This window comes from Halomonas sp. LMYGS-3 (assembly GCF_059509875.1).
The window spans coordinates 15,355-39,590 of record NZ_JCAKFQ010000011.1 but is presented as its reverse complement, the minus strand read 5'-3'; the positions used below and the strand labels follow the sequence as shown (position 1 = coordinate 39,590).

Annotated in this window: 25 protein-coding genes; 14 read left to right on the top strand and 11 right to left on the bottom strand. The window is 68.6% G+C overall.

The annotated features are described in order from the left end of the window. Positions 1–56: 56 nt before the first annotated feature. Positions 57–545: a MarR family winged helix-turn-helix transcriptional regulator gene (locus AC5W54_RS12190; protein WP_495962365.1), complete on the top strand. Its 489-nt coding sequence runs from the start codon at positions 57–59 to the stop codon at positions 543–545. A 59-nt stretch (positions 546–604) separates the two neighbouring features. Here the strand turns inward: AC5W54_RS12190 and AC5W54_RS12185 are convergent, their stop codons facing one another. Next, positions 605–943, bottom strand: a complete 339-nt coding sequence (locus AC5W54_RS12185; protein WP_495962364.1) for a hypothetical protein — start codon at positions 941–943, stop codon at positions 605–607. 163 nt (positions 944–1,106) lie between these two features. Here AC5W54_RS12185 and AC5W54_RS12180 point away from each other — a divergent pair, with 163 nt between their 5' ends. Continuing rightward, entirely contained in the window at positions 1,107–2,000 is an 894-nt protein-coding gene (locus AC5W54_RS12180) for a LysR substrate-binding domain-containing protein (protein ID WP_495962363.1), read from the top strand. A 40-nt stretch (positions 2,001–2,040) separates the two neighbouring features. Here AC5W54_RS12180 and AC5W54_RS12175 read toward each other — a convergent pair whose 3' ends face one another. From AC5W54_RS12175 to AC5W54_RS12165, 3 genes are all read right to left on the bottom strand, one after another. Continuing rightward, complete coding sequence (locus AC5W54_RS12175) at positions 2,041–2,898, bottom strand: Nmad3 family putative nucleotide modification protein (protein ID WP_495962362.1); 858 nt, start codon at positions 2,896–2,898, stop codon at positions 2,041–2,043. A gap of 143 nt (positions 2,899–3,041) precedes the next feature. Continuing rightward, entirely contained in the window at positions 3,042–3,272 is a 231-nt protein-coding gene (locus AC5W54_RS12170; RefSeq protein ID WP_495962361.1) for an EamA family transporter, read from the bottom strand. Between the two features lie 33 nt (positions 3,273–3,305). Then, on the bottom strand, positions 3,306–3,974 hold the full coding sequence (locus AC5W54_RS12165) for a dihydrofolate reductase family protein (RefSeq protein ID WP_495962360.1): 669 nt from the start codon (positions 3,972–3,974) through the stop codon (positions 3,306–3,308). Between the two features lie 171 nt (positions 3,975–4,145). Here AC5W54_RS12165 and AC5W54_RS12160 point away from each other — a divergent pair, with 171 nt between their 5' ends. Continuing rightward, on the top strand, positions 4,146–4,886 hold the full coding sequence (locus AC5W54_RS12160) for a dienelactone hydrolase family protein (protein ID WP_495962359.1): 741 nt from the start codon (positions 4,146–4,148) through the stop codon (positions 4,884–4,886). Between the two features lie 246 nt (positions 4,887–5,132). Beyond that, positions 5,133–6,032, top strand: a complete 900-nt coding sequence (locus AC5W54_RS12155) for an arylamine N-acetyltransferase family protein (protein ID WP_495962358.1) — start codon at positions 5,133–5,135, stop codon at positions 6,030–6,032. A gap of 35 nt (positions 6,033–6,067) precedes the next feature. Here AC5W54_RS12155 and AC5W54_RS12150 read toward each other — a convergent pair whose 3' ends face one another. Continuing rightward, on the bottom strand, positions 6,068–7,165 hold the full coding sequence (locus tag AC5W54_RS12150) for a class I SAM-dependent methyltransferase (protein ID WP_495962357.1): 1,098 nt from the start codon (positions 7,163–7,165) through the stop codon (positions 6,068–6,070). Positions 7,166–7,268: 103 nt separating this feature from the next. Here AC5W54_RS12150 and AC5W54_RS12145 point away from each other — a divergent pair, with 103 nt between their 5' ends. After that, the gene (locus AC5W54_RS12145) at positions 7,269–8,285 is read left to right on the top strand and encodes a GlxA family transcriptional regulator (protein ID WP_495962356.1); all 1,017 of its coding nucleotides are present in this window, start codon (positions 7,269–7,271) and stop codon (positions 8,283–8,285) included. A 16-nt stretch (positions 8,286–8,301) separates the two neighbouring features. On the opposite strand, the gene AC5W54_RS12140 is transcribed toward AC5W54_RS12145, so the two are convergent. Next, a complete protein-coding gene (locus AC5W54_RS12140; RefSeq protein ID WP_495962355.1) occupies positions 8,302–8,454 on the bottom strand; it encodes a hypothetical protein in 153 nt (50 codons plus the stop codon). Here AC5W54_RS12140 and AC5W54_RS12135 point away from each other — a divergent pair, their 5' ends adjacent. Genes AC5W54_RS12135 through arsH form a run of 4 tightly spaced genes read left to right on the top strand, consistent with a single transcriptional unit; the run spans position 8,455 to position 11,106 of the window. Beyond that, positions 8,455–8,664: a helix-turn-helix domain-containing protein gene (locus AC5W54_RS12135; RefSeq protein ID WP_495962354.1), complete on the top strand. Its 210-nt coding sequence runs from the start codon at positions 8,455–8,457 to the stop codon at positions 8,662–8,664. Between the two features lie 54 nt (positions 8,665–8,718). Next, positions 8,719–9,150 carry a PadR family transcriptional regulator gene (locus AC5W54_RS12130; RefSeq protein WP_495962353.1) on the top strand — a complete coding sequence of 144 codons (432 nt, stop codon included), beginning with the start codon at positions 8,719–8,721 and terminating at the stop codon, positions 9,148–9,150. A 49-nt stretch (positions 9,151–9,199) separates the two neighbouring features. After that, positions 9,200–10,363 carry an MFS transporter gene (locus AC5W54_RS12125; protein ID WP_495962352.1) on the top strand — a complete coding sequence of 388 codons (1,164 nt, stop codon included), beginning with the start codon at positions 9,200–9,202 and terminating at the stop codon, positions 10,361–10,363. Continuing rightward, positions 10,360–11,106: an arsenical resistance protein ArsH gene (arsH, locus tag AC5W54_RS12120; protein WP_495962351.1), complete on the top strand. Its 747-nt coding sequence runs from the start codon at positions 10,360–10,362 to the stop codon at positions 11,104–11,106. The genes AC5W54_RS12125 and arsH overlap by 4 nt, the downstream gene beginning before the upstream one ends. Before the next feature lie 287 nt (positions 11,107–11,393). On the opposite strand, the gene AC5W54_RS12115 is transcribed toward arsH, so the two are convergent. From AC5W54_RS12115 to AC5W54_RS12105, 3 genes are all read right to left on the bottom strand, one after another. After that, complete coding sequence (locus AC5W54_RS12115) at positions 11,394–11,831, bottom strand: VOC family protein (RefSeq protein ID WP_495962350.1); 438 nt, start codon at positions 11,829–11,831, stop codon at positions 11,394–11,396. A gap of 232 nt (positions 11,832–12,063) precedes the next feature. Further along, positions 12,064–12,408 carry an antibiotic biosynthesis monooxygenase family protein gene (locus AC5W54_RS12110; protein WP_495962349.1) on the bottom strand — a complete coding sequence of 115 codons (345 nt, stop codon included), beginning with the start codon at positions 12,406–12,408 and terminating at the stop codon, positions 12,064–12,066. A gap of 54 nt (positions 12,409–12,462) precedes the next feature. Further along, a complete protein-coding gene (locus AC5W54_RS12105) occupies positions 12,463–12,879 on the bottom strand; it encodes a VOC family protein (RefSeq protein WP_495962348.1) in 417 nt (138 codons plus the stop codon). A gap of 363 nt (positions 12,880–13,242) precedes the next feature. Here AC5W54_RS12105 and ada point away from each other — a divergent pair, with 363 nt between their 5' ends. After that, on the top strand, positions 13,243–14,352 hold the full coding sequence (gene ada, locus AC5W54_RS12100; RefSeq protein WP_495962347.1) for a bifunctional DNA-binding transcriptional regulator/O6-methylguanine-DNA methyltransferase Ada: 1,110 nt from the start codon (positions 13,243–13,245) through the stop codon (positions 14,350–14,352). On the opposite strand, the gene AC5W54_RS12095 is transcribed toward ada, so the two are convergent. Together AC5W54_RS12095 and AC5W54_RS12090 are read right to left on the bottom strand one after the other, a co-directional pair. After that, positions 14,313–14,549, bottom strand: a complete 237-nt coding sequence (locus AC5W54_RS12095) for an Lrp/AsnC ligand binding domain-containing protein (protein WP_495962346.1) — start codon at positions 14,547–14,549, stop codon at positions 14,313–14,315. The two genes, ada and AC5W54_RS12095, sit on opposite strands and share 40 nt — an antisense overlap. 25 nt (positions 14,550–14,574) lie before the next feature. Next, entirely contained in the window at positions 14,575–15,117 is a 543-nt protein-coding gene (locus AC5W54_RS12090) for a cytochrome P460 family protein (RefSeq protein WP_495962345.1), read from the bottom strand. Positions 15,118–15,284: 167 nt separating this feature from the next. Here AC5W54_RS12090 and AC5W54_RS12085 point away from each other — a divergent pair, with 167 nt between their 5' ends. From AC5W54_RS12085 to AC5W54_RS12070, 4 genes are all read left to right on the top strand, one after another. Continuing rightward, positions 15,285–19,625 (top strand): DEAD/DEAH box helicase, encoded by a 4,341-nt coding sequence (locus tag AC5W54_RS12085; protein ID WP_495962344.1) that lies wholly within the window; start codon positions 15,285–15,287, stop codon positions 19,623–19,625. A 170-nt stretch (positions 19,626–19,795) separates the two neighbouring features. Further along, positions 19,796–20,554: a hypothetical protein gene (locus tag AC5W54_RS12080; RefSeq protein ID WP_495962343.1), complete on the top strand. Its 759-nt coding sequence runs from the start codon at positions 19,796–19,798 to the stop codon at positions 20,552–20,554. Positions 20,555–20,643: 89 nt separating this feature from the next. After that, on the top strand, positions 20,644–22,686 hold the full coding sequence (fusA, locus tag AC5W54_RS12075; RefSeq protein WP_495962342.1) for an elongation factor G: 2,043 nt from the start codon (positions 20,644–20,646) through the stop codon (positions 22,684–22,686). Between the two features lie 323 nt (positions 22,687–23,009). Then, on the top strand, positions 23,010–24,227 hold the full coding sequence (locus AC5W54_RS12070; protein WP_495962341.1) for a TRAP transporter substrate-binding protein: 1,218 nt from the start codon (positions 23,010–23,012) through the stop codon (positions 24,225–24,227). The last annotated feature ends 9 nt before the right edge of the window (positions 24,228–24,236 follow it).

Genomic DNA, 24,236 nt, shown 5'->3' with positions numbered 1-24,236 from the left:
CAAAGTATCTTATCATCAAGATAAAAGTATCTTAGCATCGAGATAAATGGTTGGCAATGAACAGAGTGAAATCGGCGATCGCCCAGTGGCAACGTGAGATGCCCGGCCTCGATCTGCTCCCGATGGAGGTGGTCGGCTACCTGAAGACCAGCCAGCTGATCACCCGGAACCAGTTGGAGACCTTCTTCAAGACCCATGGCCTGCAGCTGGGCGAGTTCGACGTACTGGCCACCCTGCGCCGCGCCGGCGCGCCCTATGCGCTGACGCCGACCCAATTGTTCGGCACCCTGATGGTGTCGTCCGGGGGCATGACCAACCGCCTGGATCGCCTGGAGCGGGCCGGGCTGATCGTGCGTACCCCCAACCCCGAGGACCGTCGCGGCACCCTGGTCTCGCTGACGGAGCAGGGGCTGGAGATGATGAACCGGCTCGTCCCGCTGCATGTCGAGAACGAGGCACGCATGCTCGCTGCCCTGAGCCGGGAAGAGCAGGAGACGCTGGGCCGGCTGCTCGGCAAGCTGCTCGACGGCCTGGAAGGGGAATAGCGGCCGGCTCGCGGCCGCGGATCAGGCCCCCGGCGACGGTTCGCCAGGGGCCTGGGTTCTCAACTCTGCTTGAGGTCAAGAGGGCCCTGCTGGGCCTTGCGTAGCGCCCGGCACTCCTCGAGGGCCTTCAGCGCATCGACCCGCAGCGGCAGGCGCGATGCCCACAGGATGTCGTCGCGGCGGTGGCCCACGTCGTCGAGGATATGGTCGTCATGGGCGAGCAGCGGCAGGAAGCGTCGCCGGAACTGCCACCGGCGGCGAAAGGCGTGGCACCAGTGCTCCACGGCGGTGATCAGCCCCAAGGGCGGCATGGCCGGCATATAGAAGTCCGGTGCGGGCGGTGGCGCCGGCTTGTCGGCGACGACTCTCGGGCGGCGAATCGGTTCGTACTGGCTCATCTCGCACCTCCATCCAGGCGGCCGCCAGGCGGGCGGCGGCCGGTGTCTGCTTGCGGGTGGGTGGAGGGTCGCGACCTCTGGGGGACAGCATGGGCCTGGCCTTTTGATGAATCCAGCGAAAAGGTCTACATTGACCGTTAAGAATTTCTGAAAGGTTGGGGCCATGACCCAGATGCCATCCACTGGGTGCGCACCGTTGCCGCTGCTGGATACTGAGGTGCTGCGCACCTTCGTCGCTATCGCCGAGAGCGGCAGCTTCACCCGCGCCGCCCGGCAGGTGTTCCGCACGCCGTCGGCCCTGAGCATGCAGATCAAGCGCCTGGAAGAGACCCTCGGCCAGCCGCTGTTCGTACGCGAGGCGCGTCGGGTGCGCCTCACGCCGGAGGGCGAGGTGCTGCTGGGCTACGGGCGACGGCTGCTCAAGCTCAACGAGGAGGCGGTGACCCAGTTCCTGGCGCCGTCGCTGGAGGGGCGGGTGGGCATCGGGACCACCGATGACGTCGGCACGCGCATCCTGCCCGGGGTGCTGGCGCGGTTCGCCCGCTCGCACCCGGCGGTCCAGGTCGACGTGGTGGTGGGCAGCAGTGCGGGGATGCTGGCGCGTCTGGACGCCGGCGAGCTCGACCTGGTGCTGGTCACTTCCGGCAACCCGGGGCAGGCGGTGCAGGGCGAGATCGTGCACAGCGAGCCGCTGGTGTGGGCCGGGCGCGAAGGCGGGATCGCCGCCCAGCGCTCGCCGCTGCCGGTGGCGTTGGCCCACCATGGCTGTGCCTGGCGGGGGATGGCCCTCGATGCCCTCGACCGGGCCGGGGTGAGCTACCGCATCGCCTACACCTGCGAACACTCCGCCGGGCAGGAGGCCGCCATGCTCGCCGACCTGGCGGTCTCGCCCTTCCCGCTGGCCCTGATCCGGCCGCCGCTGCGCCGGATCGACAGGGCCCTGCTGCCGCCCCTCGGCGACTACCAGCTGGAACTGGTCAAGCGGGGCGGCGCGGGCGAGGCGAACGAGGCCCTGGTGGGGTATGTGATCGAGGCGTTTCGCGACATGCATGGCTAGTGCGGTGCAGCAGCCGGCGTGGCGAAACCGGTGGCGACGCCTACCGATCCCGGCGGCGAATCAGGTCGCCTGCCCAGGGCAGGGCTTGCGGGTAGTCGTCGCCGTCGAGGACGAACTCCTGGCCGCGTGCCGCCGCGGTCAGCTCGGCGTGATCGTCGCGCTTCCGCCACCGTTGGCGGTTCGCGTGGTAGGTCAGGGGCCTGCGGCCCGCTTCCGGATAGCACCACGCGGGCAGCCGCCAGGTGGAGGTGTTGGCGGCATGGGGGGCGGTCAACTGGCGCTCCGCTGCGAAGCGCGGGAAGACGCCGGCACCGGGCAGTGTCTCGCCGAGCCCCGGCAGGCCGAGCCGGCGAGCGGCCAGATAGAGCACGTTGCCGGGATCGGCCCCGCGCCGGAAGTGGGGGTGATAGGCCGCCCAGACGTAGTCCCCCGAGCGCGCCTCGTCCACCGGCACCACCGACCCGACCTGCAGCCAGCCCCAGACGACATGGCAGGGGCGGGAATCGGGTGCCCAGCGCCAGGCGCCGTCGTAAGGCTCTACGCGCCGGAAGAGCCCGAAGAAGAGGAACAGATCGCCCGGGCCGACTCCCTGGTTGCGCAGGTGCCCCTGGGCCTGGCCGGCCTGCCCGAAGAGCGGCCGCCAGCCGGGCATACGAGGCAGCATGTCGGGGATCAGGTCGGGGTCGAGATGGGCGCCGTCCTCGGGGGTCACCTTGCCCCGGGTGAGCTGGCCGACCAGATCGCCGAGCGAGACGCCGTCATGGGCGATATCCCGGTAGCGAATCGTCGATGCGGCATCCGGAATCGGCAGGGCGACCATCCGGCCATCGGGAAAGATGGGGCTCGGCACGCCGCCGGCGGAAGAGTCGAAGCCCTTGCGGCTGAGGATCAGCTTCATTCCTTGGCCTGCGGCAAGGGAGGCTCAGAGGCCGGTCCGCTCGTCGGCCGGGGAGAGGCATCGAAGAGGGCGGCACTCGGCGTGGCGTGCCACGCTCCCTTCGATATCGCCCGTCGTGGAGGCGTACTGCACGGCACACAGCGTCATCGGCTCGTTCCCTCTCGCCTGGCTTTCCAGAAAGCGTAAGCCATTCTTCGAAACCACCACAACGGCCTGCCGTCGATGGCCGCAAGCCCGAGGCCGATGAGCCCCATTCCGGCCAGATGGCGCCACTCCAGCCGCTCGCCCAGCACGAATCTCCCCAGCAGAATGGCGCTGGCCGGGATCAGGAAAGTGACCAGCAGCAGGTTGGTCGCTCCCGCGCTCGCCCGCACGTCGCTGGTGGTCGTCTAAGGCACGCGGTGGCCCTAGGCTTCCCGCTGCATCTTCTTGCGCCTTGCCACTTCCGCCGCAGACGGCGGCTCCATGGCAAAGTCGCCGGTCTTCACCGAGCCTTCGCGCTCATACCTGGCGATCACAATGCCGTTGGGTGATACGCGACTGCCGGTGAGCTTGAACGCCGCAGCCTTGGCACCGTCGTCGAACAGCTTCTTGCCGTTCCCCAGCACCACGGGAAAGGTGAACGTATGAATCTCATCGACGAGGTCGCCGGCAAGCAGCGTGTGGACCAGCTCGGTGCTGCCCTGGGTGAGCAGCGTCGGCCCGTCTTCCTGCTTCAGCCTGGCGACATCGGCCGCCGCATCGCCGAGGGCCACCGAGCCTTGCCAGGTCAGCTCCAGTCCTTTTCGGGTCGCCACGAACTTGGTAATCGCGTTGAAGGTTCTGGCGATGGCGTCATCCGGGCCATTTTCGGCATAGGGCCAGTGCGCGGCGAAGATCTCGTACGTCTTGCGCCCGAGCAGCAGGTCGAAGGGCTGTTCGAACAGCTTGCCCATCTCCTCCCCGAACACCTCATCCGCCAGCGGCGCGACCCAGCCGCCGTGGTGGAAACCGCCGGTCGGGTCTTCCTGAGGCCCGCCGGGCGCCTGCATGACGCCGTCCAGTGACACCATCGCGCCAACGATCACTTTCCGCATGTGCTCATCCTCCAGGTTTGTTCATGTACCCGGTAATCGAACGAGAGGCGGCGGAATCGACAGGGCGGCAAGGCAACGACCTCGTCAACAGGGTCTGTCTCTGGTTAGATGCCTCTTTGGTGACATGCGTCCCCGACGACATCCATCCCATCGATACCCCGGAGCCCGCTCATGTCTCGCGCCATCGAAATCCCTGCCGCCGACGGCATCATCGACGCCCACGTCTTCACGCCCGGGAGCGCCAAAGGCCCACTGCCCGGTGTGGTGCTGTTCACCGATATCGGCGGCCTGCGCCCCTGCTATCACGAGAAGGCCCAGCAGATCGCGGACAACGGCTATGCCGTATTGATGCCCAACGTCTACTACCGCGATGCGAGCGGCCCCGTCGTGCCGGAGGGCAAGTCCTTCCGCGACCCGGAGGTGCGTCCGACGCTGTTCGAGTATGCCGGCCGCCTGACGCCCGAGGCGCAATCCCGCGATTTCGCCGCCCTGTTGGACTGCATCGATAATGAGGCCGAGTTCGCGGACGGCAAGATAGGCGTGGTCGGCTACTGCATGACCGGGGCCTTCGCGCTGCGTCTGGCGGCCGCACACTCTGACCGCGTCGCCGCCGCAGCCGGCTTTCATTCGGCGCGGCTGGCGGAGGCCGATGACCCGAACAGCCCCGTGCATGTCATTGGCACCATCGCGGGGCGCGTCTATCTCGGTCACGCCGACAAGGATGAGCTGCTGCCCCCCGAGCAGATCGCCCGCATGGACGAGGCACTGGCCGCAGCCGGCGTGCACTTCACCACCGAGCTCTACAAGGGCGCCGCCCACGGCTTCACGGCCAAGGACGCCCCCTCCTACGAGGCGGCCGCCGATGCCCTGCATCACAAGCGGCTCGCCATGCTCCTGGAAGAGACGCTGTAACGGGACCTTCCCCGCGTTCATCAGCGGTCCCGCTGCATGGGGCCGCGATGGCGGGAGCAAAAACCCGTCTTTGAGAAGGGGGAAAGCTGTCAGGTAGGCCTGGCATTGGCGGTGGCTATGGGGCCGATAGGACTTCTTGTGCTTTACCTCAAGAGGGCTTGAGGTCTTAGCCTGCGCGGCAAGGTCGCCCTCGGCGGCTGTCTCACTCACCGCGGCAGGGTGCCGCCGAGCGAAGGAGTCCCAGCCATGAATGCCACCGTGTCCCCGCTTTCGCCCCATGAATCGGCCCGTTGGGAGACGCCGCTTCTCGATCTCGAGGCCTACCTGGCACGCATCGACTACCGGGGCCCGTTGACGCCGACCCTGGCGACGCTGCGCGCCCTGCAGCGGGCGCATCTCCAGGCGGTGCCCTTCGAGAACCTGGAGATCGTTACCGGTGGCGAGATCCGGCTCGATCTGGAGAGCCTGCAGGACAAGCTGGTACGGCGGCGGCGCGGCGGCTATTGCCACGAGCAGAACACCCTGTTCGCCACGGTGCTGGATCGGCTCGGCTTCGCCGTCGCGGGGCGCAGCGCGCGGATGCTGATGGGCGACGACGCGCGCGAGATCACCGCCATCGGGCACACGATCCTCCATGTGACGGTAGAGGGGCGGCAGTGGCTGGTCGATGTCGGCGTCGGCAACGTCGGCCCGCGTGAGCCGGTCCCACTCGAGGAGGGCGTCGAGGTGCACCATGGCCCCTGGGAATATCGCCTGGAACGCTCGCCGCTGGGGTACTGGCTGCTGCGCCATCGGCGCCACGATGGCTGGTTCAATCTCTACCAGTTCAGCGACGAGCGCTACTTTCGCGCTGACTTTGAAGAGCACAACTATCTCGCCTCCCATCACCCGGACTCGCCCTTCGTGCGGCGGATCGTGGCCCAGCGCAACGGGGACGCGGAGCGCCTGGCACTCACCGACCTGGAGCTCAAGACCTTTCGCCCCGGCGAGGCACCGGAACTGCGGCGGATCGGTGCCGAAGCGCTGCCCGGCGTGCTGCGCGAGCGGTTCGGGCTGGTGCTCTCGCCGGAGCAGGAGGCGATCCTGCTGCGGCGTGCCGAGTCGCTCGCCGGGGCGTCGTCCGAGGGCGAGCAGCTCGGCACTTGAGGTAGGTGTGATCAGCGCGCAGGCATGCGGCCGGGCTAGGGCCTGAGCACCCAATAATCGTTCTGGATGTCGTGCGGCAGTTGGTGGACCTCGATGTCGCCGAAGCCGGCCTTGGCGAAGTACTCCCGCGCCTTTTCCCGACCCCACATCGTGCCCAGCCCTTCGCCGCCCTGGGCGAGCGAGACGCTCATGCAGTGCATGATCGACACGGTGTAGAGCAGCGTGCCCATCGGGTGGTCGCGGTCGCCATGATGGTGGCTCGACGAGTGGATGTCCTGGGCCAGGTAGACGCCGTCCTCACGCAGGGTGCGGCGGATGCCCTTGAGCAGGTTCAGGGGGTGGGCCTGGTCGTGGATGGCATCGAAGGTGGTGACCAGGTCGTAGCGCTGTGCCGGGGCCGTGCGGTCGAAGTCGCTGAGGTCGCGTTGCTCGAAGCGCAGGTTGGCGAGCCCCAGGCGAGCGGCTCGCTCCGTCGCCCAGCCGATGGCCTCCGCGGAGAGGTCGTAGCCGGTAAAACGGCTGGCGGGGAAGCGTTCCGCGAGCTTCATCAGCGCCAGGCCACGGCCGCACCCCAGGTCGAGCACCTCGATGCCCTGCGCCAGCCTTTCCGGCAGTTCCGGGGCCAGGGGCAGGATGGCATCGAACAGCACGGGCAGCACTGTCTGGCCGCTGTCCTCGGCCATGACCTCATGGAAGCGGGCATAGCGCGTGTACGGCACGCCGCCACCGTGGTGGAAGCACTCCAGCACGTCGTCCTCCACCTGGCCCATCAGCGGCAGGTACTGGGAGAACACGGCGAGATTGGCCTCGCCGCCGTCGGTCAGCAGCGCGGCGTGCTCGGGCGGAAGGCGGTAGGTCATGGTCCGTGGGTCGTGCTCGATAAGCGCCGCGACCGTCGCGCCACCCAGCCACTCACGCACGTAGCGCTCGTTGAGCTTGGCCTTGGCGGCAAGTTCGCGGCTGGTCACCGGTTCGCCGTCGGCCAGGTGGCCGAGCAGGCCGCCGCGGTGGGCCAGCGAGATCAGCTGCAGCATGGCGCCCTCGTTGAGGGCACGCACGAAGCGGCTCTCGAAGTCGGCGGCGCGGGCGGCGTCGAAGGCGGCGGGAAGGGAAGGTTGAGCCTGGGCAGTCATGCGAGTTCTCCTCGGTTGTTGTTGGTGCATCGGAGACTGCATTCTGGTGTTCCCGGCTGGGTTACACTGAAGCCCCTACGGACACAAACCGGCGGTTTCCGCCATGTCGACGCAGAAATCCACCATCGCGCTGCTGGCCATCCCGGAAGTGGCGGCCTCCACCCTGTATGGGGTCTACGACGTCTTCGCCGCCGCCGGTCGCGACTGGCCGGCCCTGATCGAGGGCAAGGCCGGTGAGCCGCTCTTCGTGTCCAAGGTGGTCGCTCGCAGCGGCACGCGTGAATTGACCATCGCCAACGGCGTGCGCATCGTTCCCGACGCCGGCCTGGATTGGGTGCCCGACGTGGTGTGCATCCCCGAGATCATGCTGCCGCCCGAGGCGGTGCTCGAGGGCCGCTATAGCGAGGAAGTCGAGTGGCTCAAGCGCTGCCATGCCGCCGGCGCCATCCTGGCGACCGCTTGCTCGGGCGCCCTGTTGCTGGCCGAGTCGGGGCTGCTGCGGGGCGAGGACGCCACCACGCACTGGGCCTACTGCGATGTGCTGGGTCGCTATCCGGAGGTCCGGGTGCATCCGCATCGCGCGCTGGTGATCGGCGGTACCGGCAGTCGCCTGGTCATGGCGGGGGGCGGCACCTCCTGGAGCGATCTGGCGCTGTACCTCGTCGCGCGGCTGGCCGGCGTCGACGAGGCGATGCATCTCGCCAAGTTGTTCCTGATCGACTGGCACGCGGCAGGCCAGCTTCCCTTCGCCATGCTCGCACGCACCCGCCAGGCCGAGGATGCCGTCATCGCCCGCTGCCAGGCGTGGATCGCCGAGCACTACGACGAGCCGTCGCCCGTGGCCGCCTTGATCGAGGTTTCCGGGCTCAACGAGCGCAGTTTTCATCGTCGCTTCCGGAAGGCCACCGGCCTGACGCCCATGGAGTACGTGCACACCCTGCGCCTGGAAGAGGCCAAGCAGATGCTGGAGACCGAGAAGACGCCCGTGGATGCCATCGCCGAGGCCGTGGGCTATGAGGATGGCGCCTTCTTCGGCCGACTGTTCCGGCGCAAGGTCGGCCTGACGCCGGCCCAGTACCGGCGCCGCTTCGGGGGCCTGCGCAAGGCCCTGGCGGGGTGAGGCTGTCCTCACCCGTTCACACGGCCAGGGCCGCGGCGTCGAGCGCCACCCCGTACTGCCCGAGGCCCTGGGGTGGCTGCAGCGGCACCAGGGGCAGGGCACCATCGAGGCGCTGGTCGCGCAGCTGCCGATCGGCCAGCGGCGCCTGGAGCGGCTGTTCAAGCGCCATGTGGGGCTCTCGCCGAAGCAGTACGCGCGCACGCTGTGCATCGCCCACAGCCGTGCCCTGATCAAGCGGGGCAGGGGGCGCACGCCGCTCACCGACACCGCCCACGAGGCGGGCTTTTTCGACCAGGCGCACTTCATCCATGACTTCAAGGCGGTGACCGGTGTCACCCCGGGCGGCTATCTCGACCGGGTGCGGCGGCGCTACGGGTAGCGGCGGCTTGCGAGGACGTTGACGCCTCGAGCATCGAGGTATAGGCTTCGACCCATGACGACGCCCAGATCGACGGCTGCCGGCGGCCGCAAGGTCCCGGACTACAGCGACCCTTCCTACTGGCGCGGCACCATCAAGATGTCGCTGTCGAAGTTCTTCGTGCTCAGCGTGCTGCACCGCAAGCCGATGCACGGCTACGAGGTGGTGCAGGCGGTGGAGCGGACCACCCACGGCTGCTGCAGTCCCTCGGAGGGCACGGTCTACCCGGTGCTCAACGAGTTCGAGGCGGGGGGCTATCTGAGCTCGACCGCCGAGGTGGTGCAGGGGCGCTCGCGCAAGGTCTACACGCTGACGGAGAAAGGCCGGGAGGCCTTCCAGGTGGCGGTGGATGCCTGGCTGGAAGCCACGGACTGCATCGTCGAGAGCCGCCGCATGGCGGGTGGGACGACGGCGAATCGGGTGAATCAGGAGGAGCGGGAAGGATGAGGGCAAGGCGTCTTTTCAGGTCTCGATACCTCGTTGGTCGAGGTATCAAGTGAACACTCGCACCCGCGTGGTCATTGCCCTGGGAGTATCCCAGACCCTGGCCTGGGGCTCGACCTACTACCTGCCGGCGATCCTGGCCGTGCCCATGGCGCGGGACCTCGGCCTTTCCACCGGCACGGTATTCGCGGCGTTCTCCTCGGCGCTGGTGGTGTCTGCGCTGCTGGGGCCGGCCGTGGGGCGACGTATCGACCGTTTCGGCGGGCGCGACGTGCTGGCCGTCTCCAGCCTGGTGTTCGCCCTGGGCCTGGTGCTGCTGGGCCTGGCCACGGAGCCCATGATGTTGTGGGCGGGGTGGCTGGTGATTGGCGTCGGCATGGGCATGGGGCTTTACGAGTCGGCCTTCTCGACCCTGGCCGGGCTCTACGGCCGCGAGGCGCGTGGCCCGATTACCGGCATCACGCTGCTGGCGGGCTTCGCCAGCACGGTGTGCTGGCCGATCACCGGCTGGCTCAACGCCGAGTTCGGCTGGCAGAACGCCTGCTTCATCTGGGCGGCGGTGCACCTGCTGCTGGGCCTGCCGCTCAACCGCCTGTTGATTCCCTTCGGCATCCAGCCGCCCGCGCCCCGCCCCGAGTCGGCGACCGACGAGGGGGAGGCTATCTGGCTGCCCATGGCGCTGCTGGCCTTCGTCTTCGCCGTGACCTGGTTCGTCAGCACCGCCATGGCGGCGCACCTGCCCTGGCTGCTGCAGATCGCGGGCCTGTCGCCCGCTGCGGCCATCGCCGCCGCGGCGCTGGTGGGGCCGGCCCAGGTGGCGGCGCGCCTGCTCGAGTTCTCGCTGCTGCAGCGCTTCCATCCGCTGCTCTCGGCAAAGCTGGCGGTGGTGGCCCATCCGCTCGGGGCGCTCGGCGTGATGACGCTGGGCGCCCCCCTGGCCACGCTGTTCGTGCTGCTGCACGGCGCCGGCAACGGCATCCTGACCATCGCCAAGGGCACGCTGCCGCTGGCCATCTTCGGGCCCCACGGCTACGGCCTGCGCCAGGGCGTGCTGATGGTGCCGGCACGCTTCGGTCAGGCGCTGGCGCCGCTGGCCTTTGCCCTGCTGATCGAGCGCTTCGGCACCCAGGCGCTGCTGTTCTCCTCCGCCCTGGGGCTCGCGGCGCTGGGAGCGCTACTCGTTTTGCAAACCCACGCCATGAAGGAGGCGACATGAGGCTACGCACGCTGTCCGATCCCGACTACCTGCCGGCCCTCGACGAGCGTTTCGTCCGTCAGCGGCCCAGTCAGGGCCTGCCCGATCCCCTGGGCCATCCACCGCGGATCCTGCTGCTCTACGGCTCGCTGCGCGAGCGCTCCTATTCGCGCCTGGCGGTGGAGGAGGCGGCTCGGCTGCTGCGCTTCTTCGGCGCCGAGACGCGCATCTTCGACCCGTCGGACCTGCCGCTGCCGGACCAGGTGGCGGGCGACGATCACCCGGCGGTGCGCGAGCTCCGCGAATACGCCATCTGGTCCGAGGGGCAGGTGTGGTGCAGCCCCGAGCGTCACGGCCAGATCACCGGCGTGATGAAGACCCAGATCGATCACCTGCCGCTGAGCCTGGGGGCGGTGCGGCCTACCCAGGGGCGCACCCTGGCGGTGATGCAGGTCAGCGGCGGCTCGCAGTCGTTCAATGCGGTGAACACCCTGCGCCTGCTGGGGCGCTGGATGCGCATGTTCACCATCCCCAACCAGTCCAGCGTGCCCAGGGCCTATCAGGAGTTCGACAAGGCCGGCCGCATGCGCCCCTCGCCGCGCTACGACCGCATCGTCGACGTGATGGAGGAGCTGGTGCGCTTCACCCTGCTGCTGCGGCCCCACGCCGAGACGCTGGTGGACCGCTACTCGGAGCGCCGCGAGGCGGCGGGCGTCAAGGCCGACCCGGTGACGGACAGGGCGGCGGTGAGTCAGGCCTCATAGCGCTGGGTGACGACAAGCCGAAGCCACCGTGGGTGGAGAGCAACACGACATGGCGATTCACTATGGCGAGGCCCCTGGCCCGGATGGGTCGCCGAGAAGCTGTTCGACTTTCCCGCTCCGGTTGAGAGGCCACACTCCGTTAATTGCCGTCAGAGGCGCTCACTGGTGGGGAGGTAAGAACAGCAGAGTACCCGTGTATCGGGAAGGGCGCCGCCCGGCGGCCAAGGTCCGCGCTTTCATCGGTCTGCCCGTCGAGCGGCCAGGGGAAGAAGCGAGGCTGCGCTGCGTTAGGCCGAGTCCTGCTCAGCCTTTTCGTAGTTGATCATCCAGGCTACGCCGAATCGATCCACCAGCATGCCGAAACGATATGCCCAGAAGGTCTCCTCGAGCGGCATCTGCACGGTGCCGTTGTCGGCCAGGGCGTTGAAGAGCCTTTCGGCCTCCTGCACGGAGTCGACGCCGACCGCAATGCTCGCGCCCTTGATGCCTTCGTAGGGCACGGGGCACATGGGGGTATTGTCCGAGGCCATCAACAACTGGTCGCCGATGCGCAGGCGGGCATGCATGATCAGGTCGCGGGCTTCCGCGGGGATTTCCATGCCTTCGCTGTCGGGCATCTCGGCGTAGGTGGCCATGGCCTCGAGCTCGGCGCCGAAGCAGCGCTGGTAGAACGCGAAGGCGTCGCGGCAGTTACCGTCGAAGATCAGGTAGGTGGAAAGCTGCATGAGGGACCTCCAGGAGGTTTGTTGTCGGTGCTGCTTTCTTTCGTCGATTCACCGTGGTCGATTTCGACACGCATCCACGCATTTTCATGCGGCCAGCCGCTGGTGTGCCTGGTGGTGGGCCTGCGGCTGGCCCAGGACGTTTCCGACTACCCGCGCCAGGCAAGTGGCTGTCATCGCAACAGCGGCGAATGGAGCCTGGTCGACCACGATACTTTCACTCGAAAAGTGGAGCTCAGTCGTGGCGTGCGCGGCTGTCGGCCGGTGCCTGTTCGCGGTCGTGCATGCCGTAGTCGCGCATCACCCCGGCCACGCGCAGCCGGTAGTCGTCGAAGACCACTTCGCGGCCTTGGGTCTGGGCCGCGCGGTGGCGTTCGAGCCGGCGCCACTGGGCCACGGCCTGCTCGTCGCGCCAGAAGGAGAGCGAGAGGATCTTGCCCGGCTGGGTCAGGCTCTCGAAGCGCTCGATGGAGATGAAGCCATCGACCTCATCGAGCAGCGGGCGCAGGCTGGCGGCGATGTCGAGGTACTGGTCGCGGCGGCCGGGCCTGGGGATGACTTCGAAGATGACGGCGATCATGGGAGTTCCTGATTCGTTGTTATGGCTGATGTAGTGTGGCATTGCGCCAGCGTTTCAGGTCGCGATCTCGTCGTAGCCGCGATTCAGGAACTGCACGAAGCAGAAGCCGTGGCCGAAGGGGTCGGCCATCAGCGCAAGCTTACCCCAGTCGTGGGTGACAATGGGCTGCTCCTGGGTGGCGCCGGCCGCCTTGGCCCGCTCCACCGCGGCCTCGATCTCCTCCACCACCACGTCCAGGTGCACCGGCGTCCAGTGGCGCGTGTAGTGGCGCTGCGCGCCGGGCATGACCCCACCCGCTGCGTAAGCCGGCGATCCGGAGTCCTTGGCCAACAGGTAGATGGGGGCCGGGCCACCGATCAGCTCGATGCCGTCGTTGCCGAAGCGGCGCCCGATCTCGAGGCCGAAAGCCTGCACGTAGAAGTCGATGCCACGTTCCAGATCGTCCACATCCAGGTTGACGAGAAAATCCATGTCGCCTCCTGCCGATGAATCAGGCCGGACTCCAACCGAAGTGGAGCCGTAGGCGTCGCCAGGTCAGCAAGTGCTTGCCGGGGCTGTGCCTGACAAGGTAGCAGGACGTTGGAGTCGCTGCCGTGCCGAACGCGGTAGCGCCGGGGGTGCAGACTCGGTGTACTGGACCGATGCCCGGGTAAGGTCTCTCTCCGCTGCTTGCCGTCGAAAAACCTGGCGGTTCCGGCGGTGCTATGCTGCGGATGTTGCGAAATACTGTGAAGAGACGGGCTCACTTTGAAAGCAAGGGACGGAGTGTGCCAGGCGTGTACCGGGCTCATCCTCAACTCACAAAGAACGCCGAAGACACTGCAGGAGCCCGCCATGAACGAGACGCCCTCCGACTCACTTGCCACCTTCGATTCCGCTGAGGCGAAATGGGCGGCGGTATTGGCCCGCGATCCCGCGGCGGACGACGCCTTCGTCTATGCGGTGCGCACCACCGGGATCTATTGCCGTCCTACCTGCCCGTCACGCCGGCCGCGCCGCGAAAATGCCGAGTTCCATGCCGATGCGGCAGCCGCCGAGCGGGCCGGTTACCGGCCGTGCCAGCGTTGTCGACCCCAGGAGCCTTCGTTGACCCAGCGGCACGCCCGGAGCGTCGCCAGGGCCTGCCGTCTCATCGAAGAATCCGAGGACCTGCCATCGCTCGACGAACTGGCGCAGGTGGCGGGGCTGAGTCGCTTCCACTTCCATCGTGTCTTCAAGTCGGTCATCGGGCTCACGCCCAGGGCCTATGCGGTCGCTTGCCGGGCGGAACGTGCGCGCCAGGCACTGACGCAGCGAGAGACGATCACCGAGGCGATCTATGAGGCGGGCTTCAATTCCAGCGGGCGCTTCTATGCCGGTGCCGATCGCATGCTTGGCATGACACCCGGGCGCTACCGTGAGGGAGGGAAGGGCATGGAGATTCACTTCGCCCTGGGAGAATGTTCGCTGGGCACGATACTGGTGGCGACCAGCGACAAGGGCATCTGTGCCATCTCCCTGGGGAGCGATCCGGAGCAGCTGTTGCAGGAGTTCCAGGAGCGATTCGCCAACGCCAACCTGCTTCCGGGGGGCAAGCGCTTCGACGCCTGGGTGGCCAAGGTGGTGGCCTTCGTCGAGGCGCCCGGTGTCGGGCTGTCACTGCCGCTGGATATTCGTGGTACCGCCTTTCAGCAGCGCGTCTGGCAGGCGCTGACCGAGATTCCCGTGGGCACGACGATCAGCTATGCGGAGTTGGCGGAGCGGATCGGCTCTCCCAAGGCGGTACGCGCCGTGGCCGGGGCCTGCGCCTCCAATCCCATCGCGCTTGCCATTCCCTGCCACCGGGTCGTGCGTAGCGACGGGGCGCTCTCGGGCTATCGCTGGGGCGTGGAGAGAAAGCGTGCCCTGCTCGAACGGGAGGCGGGTCACGCCGAGGTGATATCGCCGGGGGCGGCCATCGAGTGATCGCCTTCCAGCGCCCGGCTGCTGGTGCAGTGCACCTTGAGCAGCATGCAGGTGTCGCCGGCCACCGAGTGGATCTCCCCGACTTCCGGGAGCGCCGAGAGGGCCAGCAGCTCCTGGGGCTTGTCCCACCCCGTGGAGTCGACGTGCACGAAGGCCAGGAAGGGCTTGTCCGTCGCGGGGCCGTCCAGCACCGCCACGGTGCCGCGTCATGCGCCAGCGAGGCTACTCGCTCTTGATGTGCATGACGAATGGCCAGGTCGTGAAGGTGAAATCCTGATTCGCGACCTGCTGATGGCACTCGAAGCAGGGATCCATACTCGTCTCCTGTCGAGTGCCGTCGGGCTGGAACCAGGCGTACTCCCATTCGCCATTGCGTTTTTCTTCGGAATACTCTTCTCCCCAGCCTTGCTCCTTCTGCTGCACGAAAACGTTGGTGACTTCATCCGTGGGGATGAAACGTCCGCTTGCGTCCAGTGTCGGCTCACCGTTGTCCGCCAGTTCGGCCTTGTGGTCCTCCATGACCACGACGGAGCCGTAGGGCAGGGGCTCGTCCGGTTGTGCCGCCGCCAAGGCATCGGCATTGATGTACATGAAGCGGACGATGGGGGGATCACGCTCCGGTTTGTCCACCGTGGTGTAGCGGACGAAGGTGCCGGCGTAATTCTCGGGGAACTCGATGTTCTCCGGACCGGCCAGTGCGACGATAGCCGCAAGCGACGTGGCGGCAACCGCGAGGCTCCGGCATAACGGTCGTTGTCGCGCCATGGGGTGCTCCTCCGAGTGCGTGAGTGGGCAGCGTTCGCGCTGCCCCGCGGATGCTCCGGTACGATTTAAGGTGTAAGCAGGGCGGTTTATGCTGTCAATCGATCCCTTGCCTTAAACGCAGTGTCAGGAGAGAGGGTAACCAGGGAGTCTGAAAAACAGGGGGCCCCATGCCGCTCGCTGCCTTCCATCCCGCCGTCGCGGCCTGGTTCGAGCGCGACCTCGGCGCGCCCACCGAGGTCCAGGCCCGCGCCTGGCCGGCGATCGCCAGTGGCGGCCACGCGCTGATCGCCGCGCCCACCGGCTCGGGCAAGACCCTGGCGGCCTTCCTCGCGGCCATCGATGCCCTGGTGCGTCGCGGCCTCACGGAGGCACTGCCCGACGAGACGGTGGTGCTCTACGTGTCGCCGCTGCGCGCGTTGTCCAACGACATCCAGCGCAACCTGCAGGCGCCGCTGGCGGGGATCGCTGAGGAACTGGCGGCAGAGGGCCTGCCACCGCCGGCGATCCGTGCCTGGGTGCGTACCGGCGACACGCCGGCCGGCGACCGCGAGCGGATGCGCAAGCGGCCGCCGCACATCGTGGTCACCACCCCGGAGTCGCTCTACATCCTGCTCACCTCGGCGTCGGGCCGGCTCATGCTGTCCACCGTGCGCTCGGTGATCGTCGACGAGATCCACGCCGTCGCCGCCAGCAAGCGCGGCTCGCACCTGGCGCTGTCGCTGGAGCGACTGGCCGCCCTGACCGACGCGCCGCCCCAGCGCATCGGCCTCTCGGCCACCCAGAAGCCGGTGGAGGAGGTCGCCGCCTTCCTCACCGGCGGCGCCGAGTGCACGGTGATCGACACCGGCCACGGGCGCGAGCGCGACCTGGGGCTCGAGGTGCCCGGTTCGCCGCTCGCCGCGGTGATGGCCAATGAGGTGTGGGAGGAAGTCTACGACCGCCTGGCGGCGCTGGTGTCGGAGCACCGCACCACCCTGATCTTCGCCAACACCCGGCGAGTCTGCGAGCGGGTGGCGCGCCACCTCGCCGACCGCCTGGGCGAGGCGGCGGTGACCTCGCACCACGGCAGCCTGGCCCGCGAACATCGCCTGGACGCCGAACGGCGCCTCAAGGCGGGCGAGTTGCGCGCCCTGGTGGCCACGGCCTCGCTGGAGCTGGGCATCGATATCGGCGAGGTCGACCTGGTGTGCCAGCTCGGCTCGCCGCGCTCCGTCTCCGCCCTGCTGCAGCGGGTGGGGCGCTCCGGCCACGGCGTCGGCCGCCTGCCCAAGGGGCGGCTGTTTCCGCTGACCCGCGACGACCTGCTGGAGTGCGCGGCCCTGCTGGGGGCCGTGAAGGCGGGAGAGCTGGACCGCCTGCACATCCCCGACGGGCCGCTCGACGTGCTGGCCCAGCAGGTCGTTGCCGAGGTCGCCGGCGCCGAGGAGTGCGACGAGGCGGCGCTGTACCGTCGCCTGACCGCCGCCTGGCCCTATCGGGCTCTGCCCCGGGAGCGCTTCGACGACGTGCTGCAGATGCTCGCCGACGGCTACACCACCCGCCGCGGGCGGCGTGGCGCCTACCTGCACCGCGACCGGGTCAACGGCCGCCTGCGGCCGCGGCGCAGTGCGCGGCTGGTGGCCCTGACCAACGGCGGCGCCATTCCCGACCAGTTCGACTACGACGTGATCCTGCAGCCGGAGGAACTCCGCGTCGGCACGGTCAACGAGGACTTCGCCTTCGAGAGCATGCCGGGCGATGTCTTCCAGCTCGGTAACCAGGGCTATCGGATCCTCAAGGTGGCGACCGGGCGGGTGTTCGTCGAAGATGCCAGGGGCGTGCCGCCGAGCATTCCCTTCTGGCTCGGCGAGGCGCCGGGGCGCAGCGCGGAGCTCTCGACGGCGGTGTCGCGCCTGCGCCAGGACGTGGATGACCGGCTGGCCGAGGGCGGCGAGGGCGAGGCCCAGCAGCGGCTGGAAACCGCCTATGGTCTCGCCCCCGCCGCCGCCGAACAGCTGACGGCTTATCTCGCCGTGGCGCGGGCGGCACTGGGGGTGGTGCCCAGCCAGCACCACCTGGTGCTCGAGCGCTTCTTCGACGAGGCCGGCGACATGCACCTGGTGCTGCACGCGCCGTTCGGCTCGCGGCTCAACCGCGCCTGGGGCCTGGCGCTGCGCAAGCGCTTCTGTCGCAAGTTCAACTTCGAGCTGCAGGCGGCGGCGCTGGAGGACAGCATCGTGCTGTCGCTCGGCCCCACCCACAGCTTCCCGCTCGACGAGGTCTGGCACTACCTCAACGCCGGGACGGTGCGCGACGTGCTCACCCAGGCGCTGCTCGACGCGCCGATGTTCGGCCTGCGCTGGCGCTGGAACGCCTCAATCGGCCTGGCGGTACCGCGCACCCGCAACGGCCGGCGGCGCCCGCCCCAGCTGCAGCGCCAGGACTCCGAGGACCTGCTGTCGGTGGTCTTTCCCGATCAGTTGGCCTGCGCCGAGAACCTGGCCGGTGCCCGCGAGATTCCCGACCACCCGCTGGTCGCCCAGACCCTGCGCGACTGCCTGACCGAGGCGATGGACGTGGCGGGCCTGGAACGGTTGCTGGCGCGGCTGGAGCGGGGCGAGATCGCCGTCAGCGGACGCGACCTCGCCGTGCCGTCGCCGCTGGCGGAAGAGGTGGTCAATGCGCGACCCTATGCCTTCCTCGACGACGGCGCCCAGGAGGAGCGTCGCACCCTGAGCGTGCGCACCGGCGGGGCGTTGGACGTGGCGGAAGCCGCCGCCTCGGCATGCTACGACCCCGAGATCATCCACCGCGTGCGCGACGAGGCCTGGCCGGCCCCACGGGACGGGGACGAACTTCACGACGCCCTGGTGCTGTGCGGTTTCCTGACTGCAACGGAAGCCGAGGCCGAGGGCCACGAATGGCGGGCCTGGTTCGCCGGGCTGGTCGAGGCACGACGGGCGACGACCGTGTCCGTCGCCGGTGGCGGGACGCTATGGGTCGCCGCGGAACGGCTTGCCGAGCTGCTCGTGATCCAGCCGGAGGCGCGGCTCGACCCGGTCATCGAGGCGGTGGGGCCCGCCCCGGCGAGTGCCGACGAGGCGCTGATCGAGGTGCTGCGTTCACGGCTGGAAGCGCTGGGGCCGGTGACGGCCGCGACGCTTGCCGCCCCGCTGGGCATGCCGCTGGCGCGGGTCTCGGCGGCGCTGGCCAGGCTCGAGGCCGAGGGCTTCGCACTCCAGGGCAGCTTCACCGGGGGCGTCAGCGAGGTCGAATGGTGCGAACGGCGGCTGCTGGCGCGGATGCATCGCTACGCCGTCGATCTCAAGCGCGCCGAGATCGAGCCAGTCAGCATCCAGCACTACCTGCGCTTCCTGTTCGACTGGCACGGCCTGACGGAGCGGCCAGAGGGCGTGGACGCCCTGGCCGCGGCGGTGGAGCGCCTGGAGGGGTTCCCGGTGGCGGCCGGTGCCTGGGAGCAGGACGTCCTCCCGGCACGGATCGCGGACTATGCCCCCCACCAGCTCGACCACCTGCTCGCCAGTGGCCATTTCGTCTGGTTGCGGCTGGTGTCGCCGCGGGTGGCGGCGGACGACGAGCGCCGGCGTCCGGGGCCGTTGCGCAACACGCCGATCGCCCTGGTCGAGCGGCAGGCGCTGAACGACTGGCGTGCCGCCGCCCCGGGGCCCGATCCCGCGGCGCTGCCGCTGTCCGGCGGGGCTCGCCGGGTGCTCGAGACGCTGCATGCCGGCGGGGCGATGTTCTTTGCCGACCTGCTCGCGACCACGCGGATGCTGCGCACCCAGGTGGAGGAGGCGCTGGGCGAGCTGGCCGCCTGGGGGCTGGTCACCTCGGACAGTTTCACCGGGCTGCGCGCGCTGATCGCGCCGGCCCACCAGCGGCCGCCGATCGCCGCGAGCCGCCGACGGCGTCGCCGCCAGGCGCCGGGCGTCGACGCCGCGGGGCGCTGGTCCTGGCTGCCGGCCCCGGTGTACGAGGAGAGCACGCCGCGACGACGGATCGCCACCGACCTCGAGAGCCTGGAGCATATCGCCTGGGTGTTGCTCGGCCGCTACGGCGTGGTGTTCCGGCGGGTACTGGAACGCGAGCCGGCGCTGCCGCCGTGGCGCGAGCTGCTGTATGTCTATCGCCGGCTGGAGGCGCGCGGCGAGATCCGCGGCGGGCGCTTCGTGCAACAGTTCGCCGGCGAGCAGTTCGCGCTGCCGGAGGCGGTGGGCGCGCTCAAGGCGATGCGCAAGCGTGAGCCGGACGGCACCCGGGTGGTGGTCGCGGCCGCCGATCCGCTCAACCTGCTGGGGGTTCTCACCCCCGGTTCGCGCCTGCCGGCGGTGGCGGGCAACTGCCTGCGCTACCGCGACGGCGTGCCGGAGGCGGTGCTGCACAATGGCGAGGTCCACTTCCTGGAGGTGTTGACCGCCGCCGAGCAGTGGCAGGCGACACAGCAACTGCGGCGCGGCGCCGGCTATCGGCCGCTCTCCCCCGAGGTGAAGACACCGCACCCGGCATGACCCTGGGGGGGAACGTGGGGTGGGCGAGACTATACTGATCGATAGCAGTCGCCTGCCGCGGACACGATGCGGCCCGCGCCCAGGCGCCGAGAGGCGGTGTGCGCGCTTGACGCGGGGGTGAACCGCGTGGACCTCCCCGATCAGGCCTGCCCGCCGAGGAGGTGTGATCCATGCGTGTCCTTGCCAGGCTGATGCTCGCCCCCTGGCTGCTCCTGTGCATGGCGGTATCTCCCCTGTCTGCCCAGGAGGAGTCGCCGGTCGTTCGCCTGGTTGGTACCGACCAAGCGCGGGCGCCGATCGCGCTTCATCCCGATGGGTTGTCGTCCCGATCCCTGATGGTGGCGAGCTCACAGGTGCATGTCGGCATCCTGTGGCGCCCCGGGGGCCTGGTGTCCACGCAGTTCTCCTTCGGCACGACCGACCGACACCACCGCCATGGGGTGGCGCATATGCATCGGCATCCGCCGGGGGTGATCGTGATCACTCCGCGACATCGGACGCGGCCGCACGACTTCCACCGTTGGCGTCAAGTGCCGCGGCATTCCGGCCGCGTCATTCGACGGCACGACGGCGTGAAGTTCGGGACCCCTGGCCGGATTCACTCGCCGGCGGTCGACATCGGCCCACGTCGCTTCGAACACGAGCGATTGGCGCCACCTCGCCCGCGGCATCCCGGCCGCGTCATTCGGCATCCGATTCGGCGGCACGACGGCGTGAAGTTCGGGACCCCCGGCCGGATCCACTCGCCGGCGGTCGACATCGGCCCACGTCGCTTCGAACACGAGCGGTTGGTTCCGCCTCGCCGCGGCGTCGAGCGCCCGGATTTCCAACGGCGAGCGCCCATTCGCAGCGGTGCCGAGCACCGGGGGTTCCTGCGGAGAGAGTCCACCCGGGAATGGCGGCGCAGCGATGAACGGGGCATGCGGTAGGTTCGAGCCGCCGATTTCCCTGTCGCCTGCTAACCTGTCTAGAACAGTCGCGTAGGCGTGGCATGGATCTGCAGCGGAGTTGGTGGAAGATGCCCGGACGAGCCCCCGAAAGTATCCGCAATATCGCGCTGGCCGGCCCGGCCGGCGCCGGCAAGACCACCCTGGCCGAGACGCTGCTGGCGACCGCCGCCGGCATCACCAGTCCCGGTAGCGTGGAGAGAGGCACGACAGTCAGCGATACCACATCCCAGGAGAAGGCGCTGCAGCACTCCATCGGCGCCTCGGTGATGGGCATCGAATGGCGGGATGCCTGGATCAACCTGATCGATACCCCTGGCATGGCCGACTTCCAGGGAGCGGCGCTCTCCATCCTGCCCGCCGTCGAGACGGTGGCGGTGGTGGTGAATGCCGGTCGCGGCATCGAGGCCAGCGCCCGCCGGATGATGCAGTGGGCCGGCGAGCGTGGGCTGTGCCGGCTGCTCGTCGTCAACCAGATCGATGCGGCGCCCTCCGCGCTGCCGGCCCTTCTCGAGGAGATCCGCGCCACCTTCGGCCCCGAATGCCTGCCGCTCAATCTGCCGGCGAACGGCGCCCAGCAGGTGGCGGACTGCTTCTTCACGCCGTCCGGTGAGGCCGACTTCTCCTCCGTGGCCGAAACCCACGAGATGCTGGTCGACCAGGTGGTGGAACTCGACGAGGAGCTGATGGCGCTTTACCTGGAGCAGGGCGAGGAGCTTGATCCCGGGCAGTTGCACGATCCCTTCGAGGCGGCACTGCGCGACGGGCACTTGGTGCCCGTCTGTTTCGTGTCGGCCTCCAGCGGCGCTGGGGTGCGCGAACTGCTCGAGGTCTTCGCACGGCTGATGCCGAGCCCCCTGGAGGGCAATCCGCCGCCCTTCCTGCGCGAAGACGAGGAGGGCTCCCGCGAGTACCGGGCCCGTCCCGACCCGGATGCCCACGTCCTGGCCCATGTGGTCAAGGTCGAGCACGACCCCTTTCTCGGCAAGATGGCGGTGTTCCGTGTCCACCAGGGCACCGTTACCCGCGATACCCGCTTGTTCGCTGGCGACGCGCGCAAGCCGTTCCGGGTCGGCACCCTGTTTCGCCTGCAGGGGCGCGAGCATCTCGATGTGGAACGCCTGGGACCCGGCGAGATCGGCGCCCTGGCCAAGGTCGACGAGGCGACCTTCGACAGCGTGCTGCACGACTCCCACGACGAGGACCATATCCACCTGCGCTCGGTGGCGCTGCCCGCCCCGGTCTTCGGCCTGGCGATCCAGGCGACCCGACATGGTGACGAGCAGAAGCTCTGGGAGGCCCTGGCCAGGATGGTCGAGGAGGATCGGGGGCTCGCGGTTGAGCAGGATGGCACTACCCAGGAGATCGTGCTGCGCGGCCTGGGCGAGCTGCATCTGCGCACGGCCCTGGAGCGGCTGCGCGAGCGCTTCCGGGTGGAGGTCGAGACCAGCACGCCCTCCATCGCCTATCGGGAGACCATCGCCGTTTCCGCCGAGGGGCATTGCCGGCACAAGAAGCAGACCGGCGGGGCCGGGCAGTTCGGTGAGGTGTTCCTGCGCGTCGAGCCGCTACCGCGGGGGGCCGGCTTCGAGTTCGTGGATACCATTCGCGGCGGGGTGATTCCGGGCTCGCTGCTGCCGGCGGTGGAGAAGGGCGTACGCCAGGCCATGGCCAGCGGGGCGGTGGCCGGCTACCCGTTGCAGGACATCCGGGTCACCGTGTACGACGGCAAGACCCATCCGGTGGACTCCAAGGAGATCGCCTTCGTCATCGCCGGTCGCAAGGCGTTCCTCGACGCGGTGCGCAAGGCGAAGCCGGCGCTCCTCGAGCCGGTGGCGGAGCTGGTGGTCGAAGGGCCGAGCAGCGCCATGGGCGATCTCACGGCGGATCTCGCCGCGAGTCGTGGACGCATCCAGGACACTCGCAACCATGGCGACCAGGTCAGCATCCAGGCGATCGTGCCGCTGGCGGAGATCGCCGACTACTCCAACCGGCTCAATGCGCTGACCGGTGGTGCCGGCAACTACACCCTGCAGTTCAGCCACTACGAGCCGGCCCCCGACCCCGTCCAGCGCCGGCTGATGCAGGCCTATCGGCCCACCGAGGAGGAGTAGCCCGGCGAGCCCCCGAGACCATCCAGCGCGGGCCTATCGGTCAGGCGAAGAGGAATGGAAAGGCCGGCCCGAAGCCTCGGGCCGGCCTTGTCACGATCGGATATCAGACAACTGTGCTGGCAGTGTAGCCACTGGCGGCAGAGGGGGGTAATGCCCCTTGTCAACGCTGTACCATCCTTCTCGAATGGACCTTTTCGGGAAGCTCTTCTTTACTGTACGTGACGCGTCACTGGAACTGTGGTGGCCGCCCGTCATCGCGGCGACCGGACCGCGAGTACACGATAACAACACCATGACGTTGCACGCAACGGGAGTAGACAATAATGGATAACCTCACAGACACCAGTACCCACTCCACATCGACCACCCCTGCTGCCACGACGCCCGCGGAGACGAGTCCGGCGAGCACCGGCGTGACCGAGAAGGCGACGTCCCGACGCCAGTTCCTCAAGGGCGGCCTGCTGGCCACCGGCGGGGTGGCGGCCAGTACCCTGGGTGCGCCGGCGGTGCTGGCACAGAGTCCGATCGTCCTGCGGATGCAGACCTCGTGGCCCTCCGGTGACATCTGGATGGACTTTGCGCAGCAGTACGTCGACCGCGTCGAGAGCATGTCCGGCGGCCGGATCAGGATTGATCTGCTGCCGGCGGGTGCTGTCGTCCAGGCCTTCCAGGTAATGGACGCCGTGAGCGATGGGGTCTTGGACTGTGCGCACACCGTGGCCGCGTACTGGTACGGCAAGCACCGCGGGGCCTCGCTGTTTGGCACCGGCCCGGTGTGGGGCTGGGACGGCACCAGCTTCCTGAGCTGGTTCTACCAGGGGGGGGGCGAGGAGCTCTACCATGAACTGACCCAGGATATTCTGGGGCTGAACGTGTATGGTCTCTATGCCTTCCCGATGCCGCCGCAGCCCTTCGGCTGGTTCAAGAATCCGGTGACCACCGTCGAAGAGCTCCAGGGTTTCAAGTACCGCACCGTTGGACTCGCCACGAACGTTATGCAGGCGCTCGGCATGAGCGTGACCCAGCTGCCGGGCGGGGAGATCGTGCCGGCCATGGAACGTGGTGTCATCGACGCCTTCGAGTTCAACAACCCGTCCTCCGACCTGCGCTTCGGTGCCCAGGACGTCGCCAAGCACTACATCCTGAGCTCCTATCATCAGGCCAGTGAGACTTTCGAGATCCTGTTCAACAAGGACGTCATGGACGAGCTGGACGATGACTTGCGGGCCATCCTGCGGCATGCCGTGGAGGCGGTTTCCACCGCGAACACGGCGTCGGCCATGGACAACTACTCCACCGACCTGCGGCGCCTCCAGGAGGAGCACGGCGTCACCCTGCACCGGACCTCGGACGAGATCCTGCAGGCAGAGCTCGAGGCCTGGTCCGAGGTGATCGAGGAGCTCGAGGAGGATGACTTCAACCGTCGCTGCCTGGAGAGCCAGCGCGAGTGGGCGGAGCGCGTGAGCTTCTACACGATCATGAACGGTGTGGATCAGGCTCTCGCCTATGAGCACTTCTTCCCCGGCAGGCTGAAGCTTTGACGCTGTCAC

Excerpts from the sequence above, each read along its gene's own strand:
- arsH (WP_495962351.1), top strand. The coding sequence starts at position 10,360 with ATGAGGCTACGCACGCTGTCCGATCCCGACTACCTGCCGGCCCTCGAC.
- AC5W54_RS12155 (WP_495962358.1), top strand. The coding sequence starts at position 5,133 with ATGAATGCCACCGTGTCCCCGCTTTCGCCCCATGAATCGGCCCGTTGG.
- AC5W54_RS12190 (WP_495962365.1), top strand. The coding sequence starts at position 57 with ATGAACAGAGTGAAATCGGCGATCGCCCAGTGGCAACGTGAGATGCCC.
- AC5W54_RS12145 (WP_495962356.1), top strand. The coding sequence starts at position 7,269 with ATGTCGACGCAGAAATCCACCATCGCGCTGCTGGCCATCCCGGAAGTG.
- AC5W54_RS12150 (WP_495962357.1), bottom strand. The coding sequence starts at position 7,165 with ATGACTGCCCAGGCTCAACCTTCCCTTCCCGCCGCCTTCGACGCCGCC.
- AC5W54_RS12175 (WP_495962362.1), bottom strand. The coding sequence starts at position 2,898 with ATGAAGCTGATCCTCAGCCGCAAGGGCTTCGACTCTTCCGCCGGCGGC.
- fusA (WP_495962342.1), top strand. The coding sequence starts at position 20,644 with ATGCCCGGACGAGCCCCCGAAAGTATCCGCAATATCGCGCTGGCCGGC.
- ada (WP_495962347.1), top strand. The coding sequence starts at position 13,243 with ATGAACGAGACGCCCTCCGACTCACTTGCCACCTTCGATTCCGCTGAG.
- AC5W54_RS12130 (WP_495962353.1), top strand. The coding sequence starts at position 8,719 with ATGACGACGCCCAGATCGACGGCTGCCGGCGGCCGCAAGGTCCCGGAC.
- AC5W54_RS12160 (WP_495962359.1), top strand. The coding sequence starts at position 4,146 with ATGTCTCGCGCCATCGAAATCCCTGCCGCCGACGGCATCATCGACGCC.
- AC5W54_RS12110 (WP_495962349.1), bottom strand. The coding sequence starts at position 12,408 with ATGATCGCCGTCATCTTCGAAGTCATCCCCAGGCCCGGCCGCCGCGAC.
- AC5W54_RS12165 (WP_495962360.1), bottom strand. The coding sequence starts at position 3,974 with ATGCGGAAAGTGATCGTTGGCGCGATGGTGTCACTGGACGGCGTCATG.
- AC5W54_RS12080 (WP_495962343.1), top strand. The coding sequence starts at position 19,796 with ATGCGTGTCCTTGCCAGGCTGATGCTCGCCCCCTGGCTGCTCCTGTGC.
- AC5W54_RS12070 (WP_495962341.1), top strand. The coding sequence starts at position 23,010 with ATGGATAACCTCACAGACACCAGTACCCACTCCACATCGACCACCCCT.
- AC5W54_RS12140 (WP_495962355.1), bottom strand. The coding sequence starts at position 8,454 with ATGGCGCTTGAACAGCCGCTCCAGGCGCCGCTGGCCGATCGGCAGCTG.
- AC5W54_RS12115 (WP_495962350.1), bottom strand. The coding sequence starts at position 11,831 with ATGCAGCTTTCCACCTACCTGATCTTCGACGGTAACTGCCGCGACGCC.
- AC5W54_RS12185 (WP_495962364.1), bottom strand. The coding sequence starts at position 943 with ATGAGCCAGTACGAACCGATTCGCCGCCCGAGAGTCGTCGCCGACAAG.
- AC5W54_RS12180 (WP_495962363.1), top strand. The coding sequence starts at position 1,107 with ATGACCCAGATGCCATCCACTGGGTGCGCACCGTTGCCGCTGCTGGAT.
- AC5W54_RS12090 (WP_495962345.1), bottom strand. The coding sequence starts at position 15,117 with ATGGCGCGACAACGACCGTTATGCCGGAGCCTCGCGGTTGCCGCCACG.
- AC5W54_RS12085 (WP_495962344.1), top strand. The coding sequence starts at position 15,285 with ATGCCGCTCGCTGCCTTCCATCCCGCCGTCGCGGCCTGGTTCGAGCGC.
- AC5W54_RS12105 (WP_495962348.1), bottom strand. The coding sequence starts at position 12,879 with ATGGATTTTCTCGTCAACCTGGATGTGGACGATCTGGAACGTGGCATC.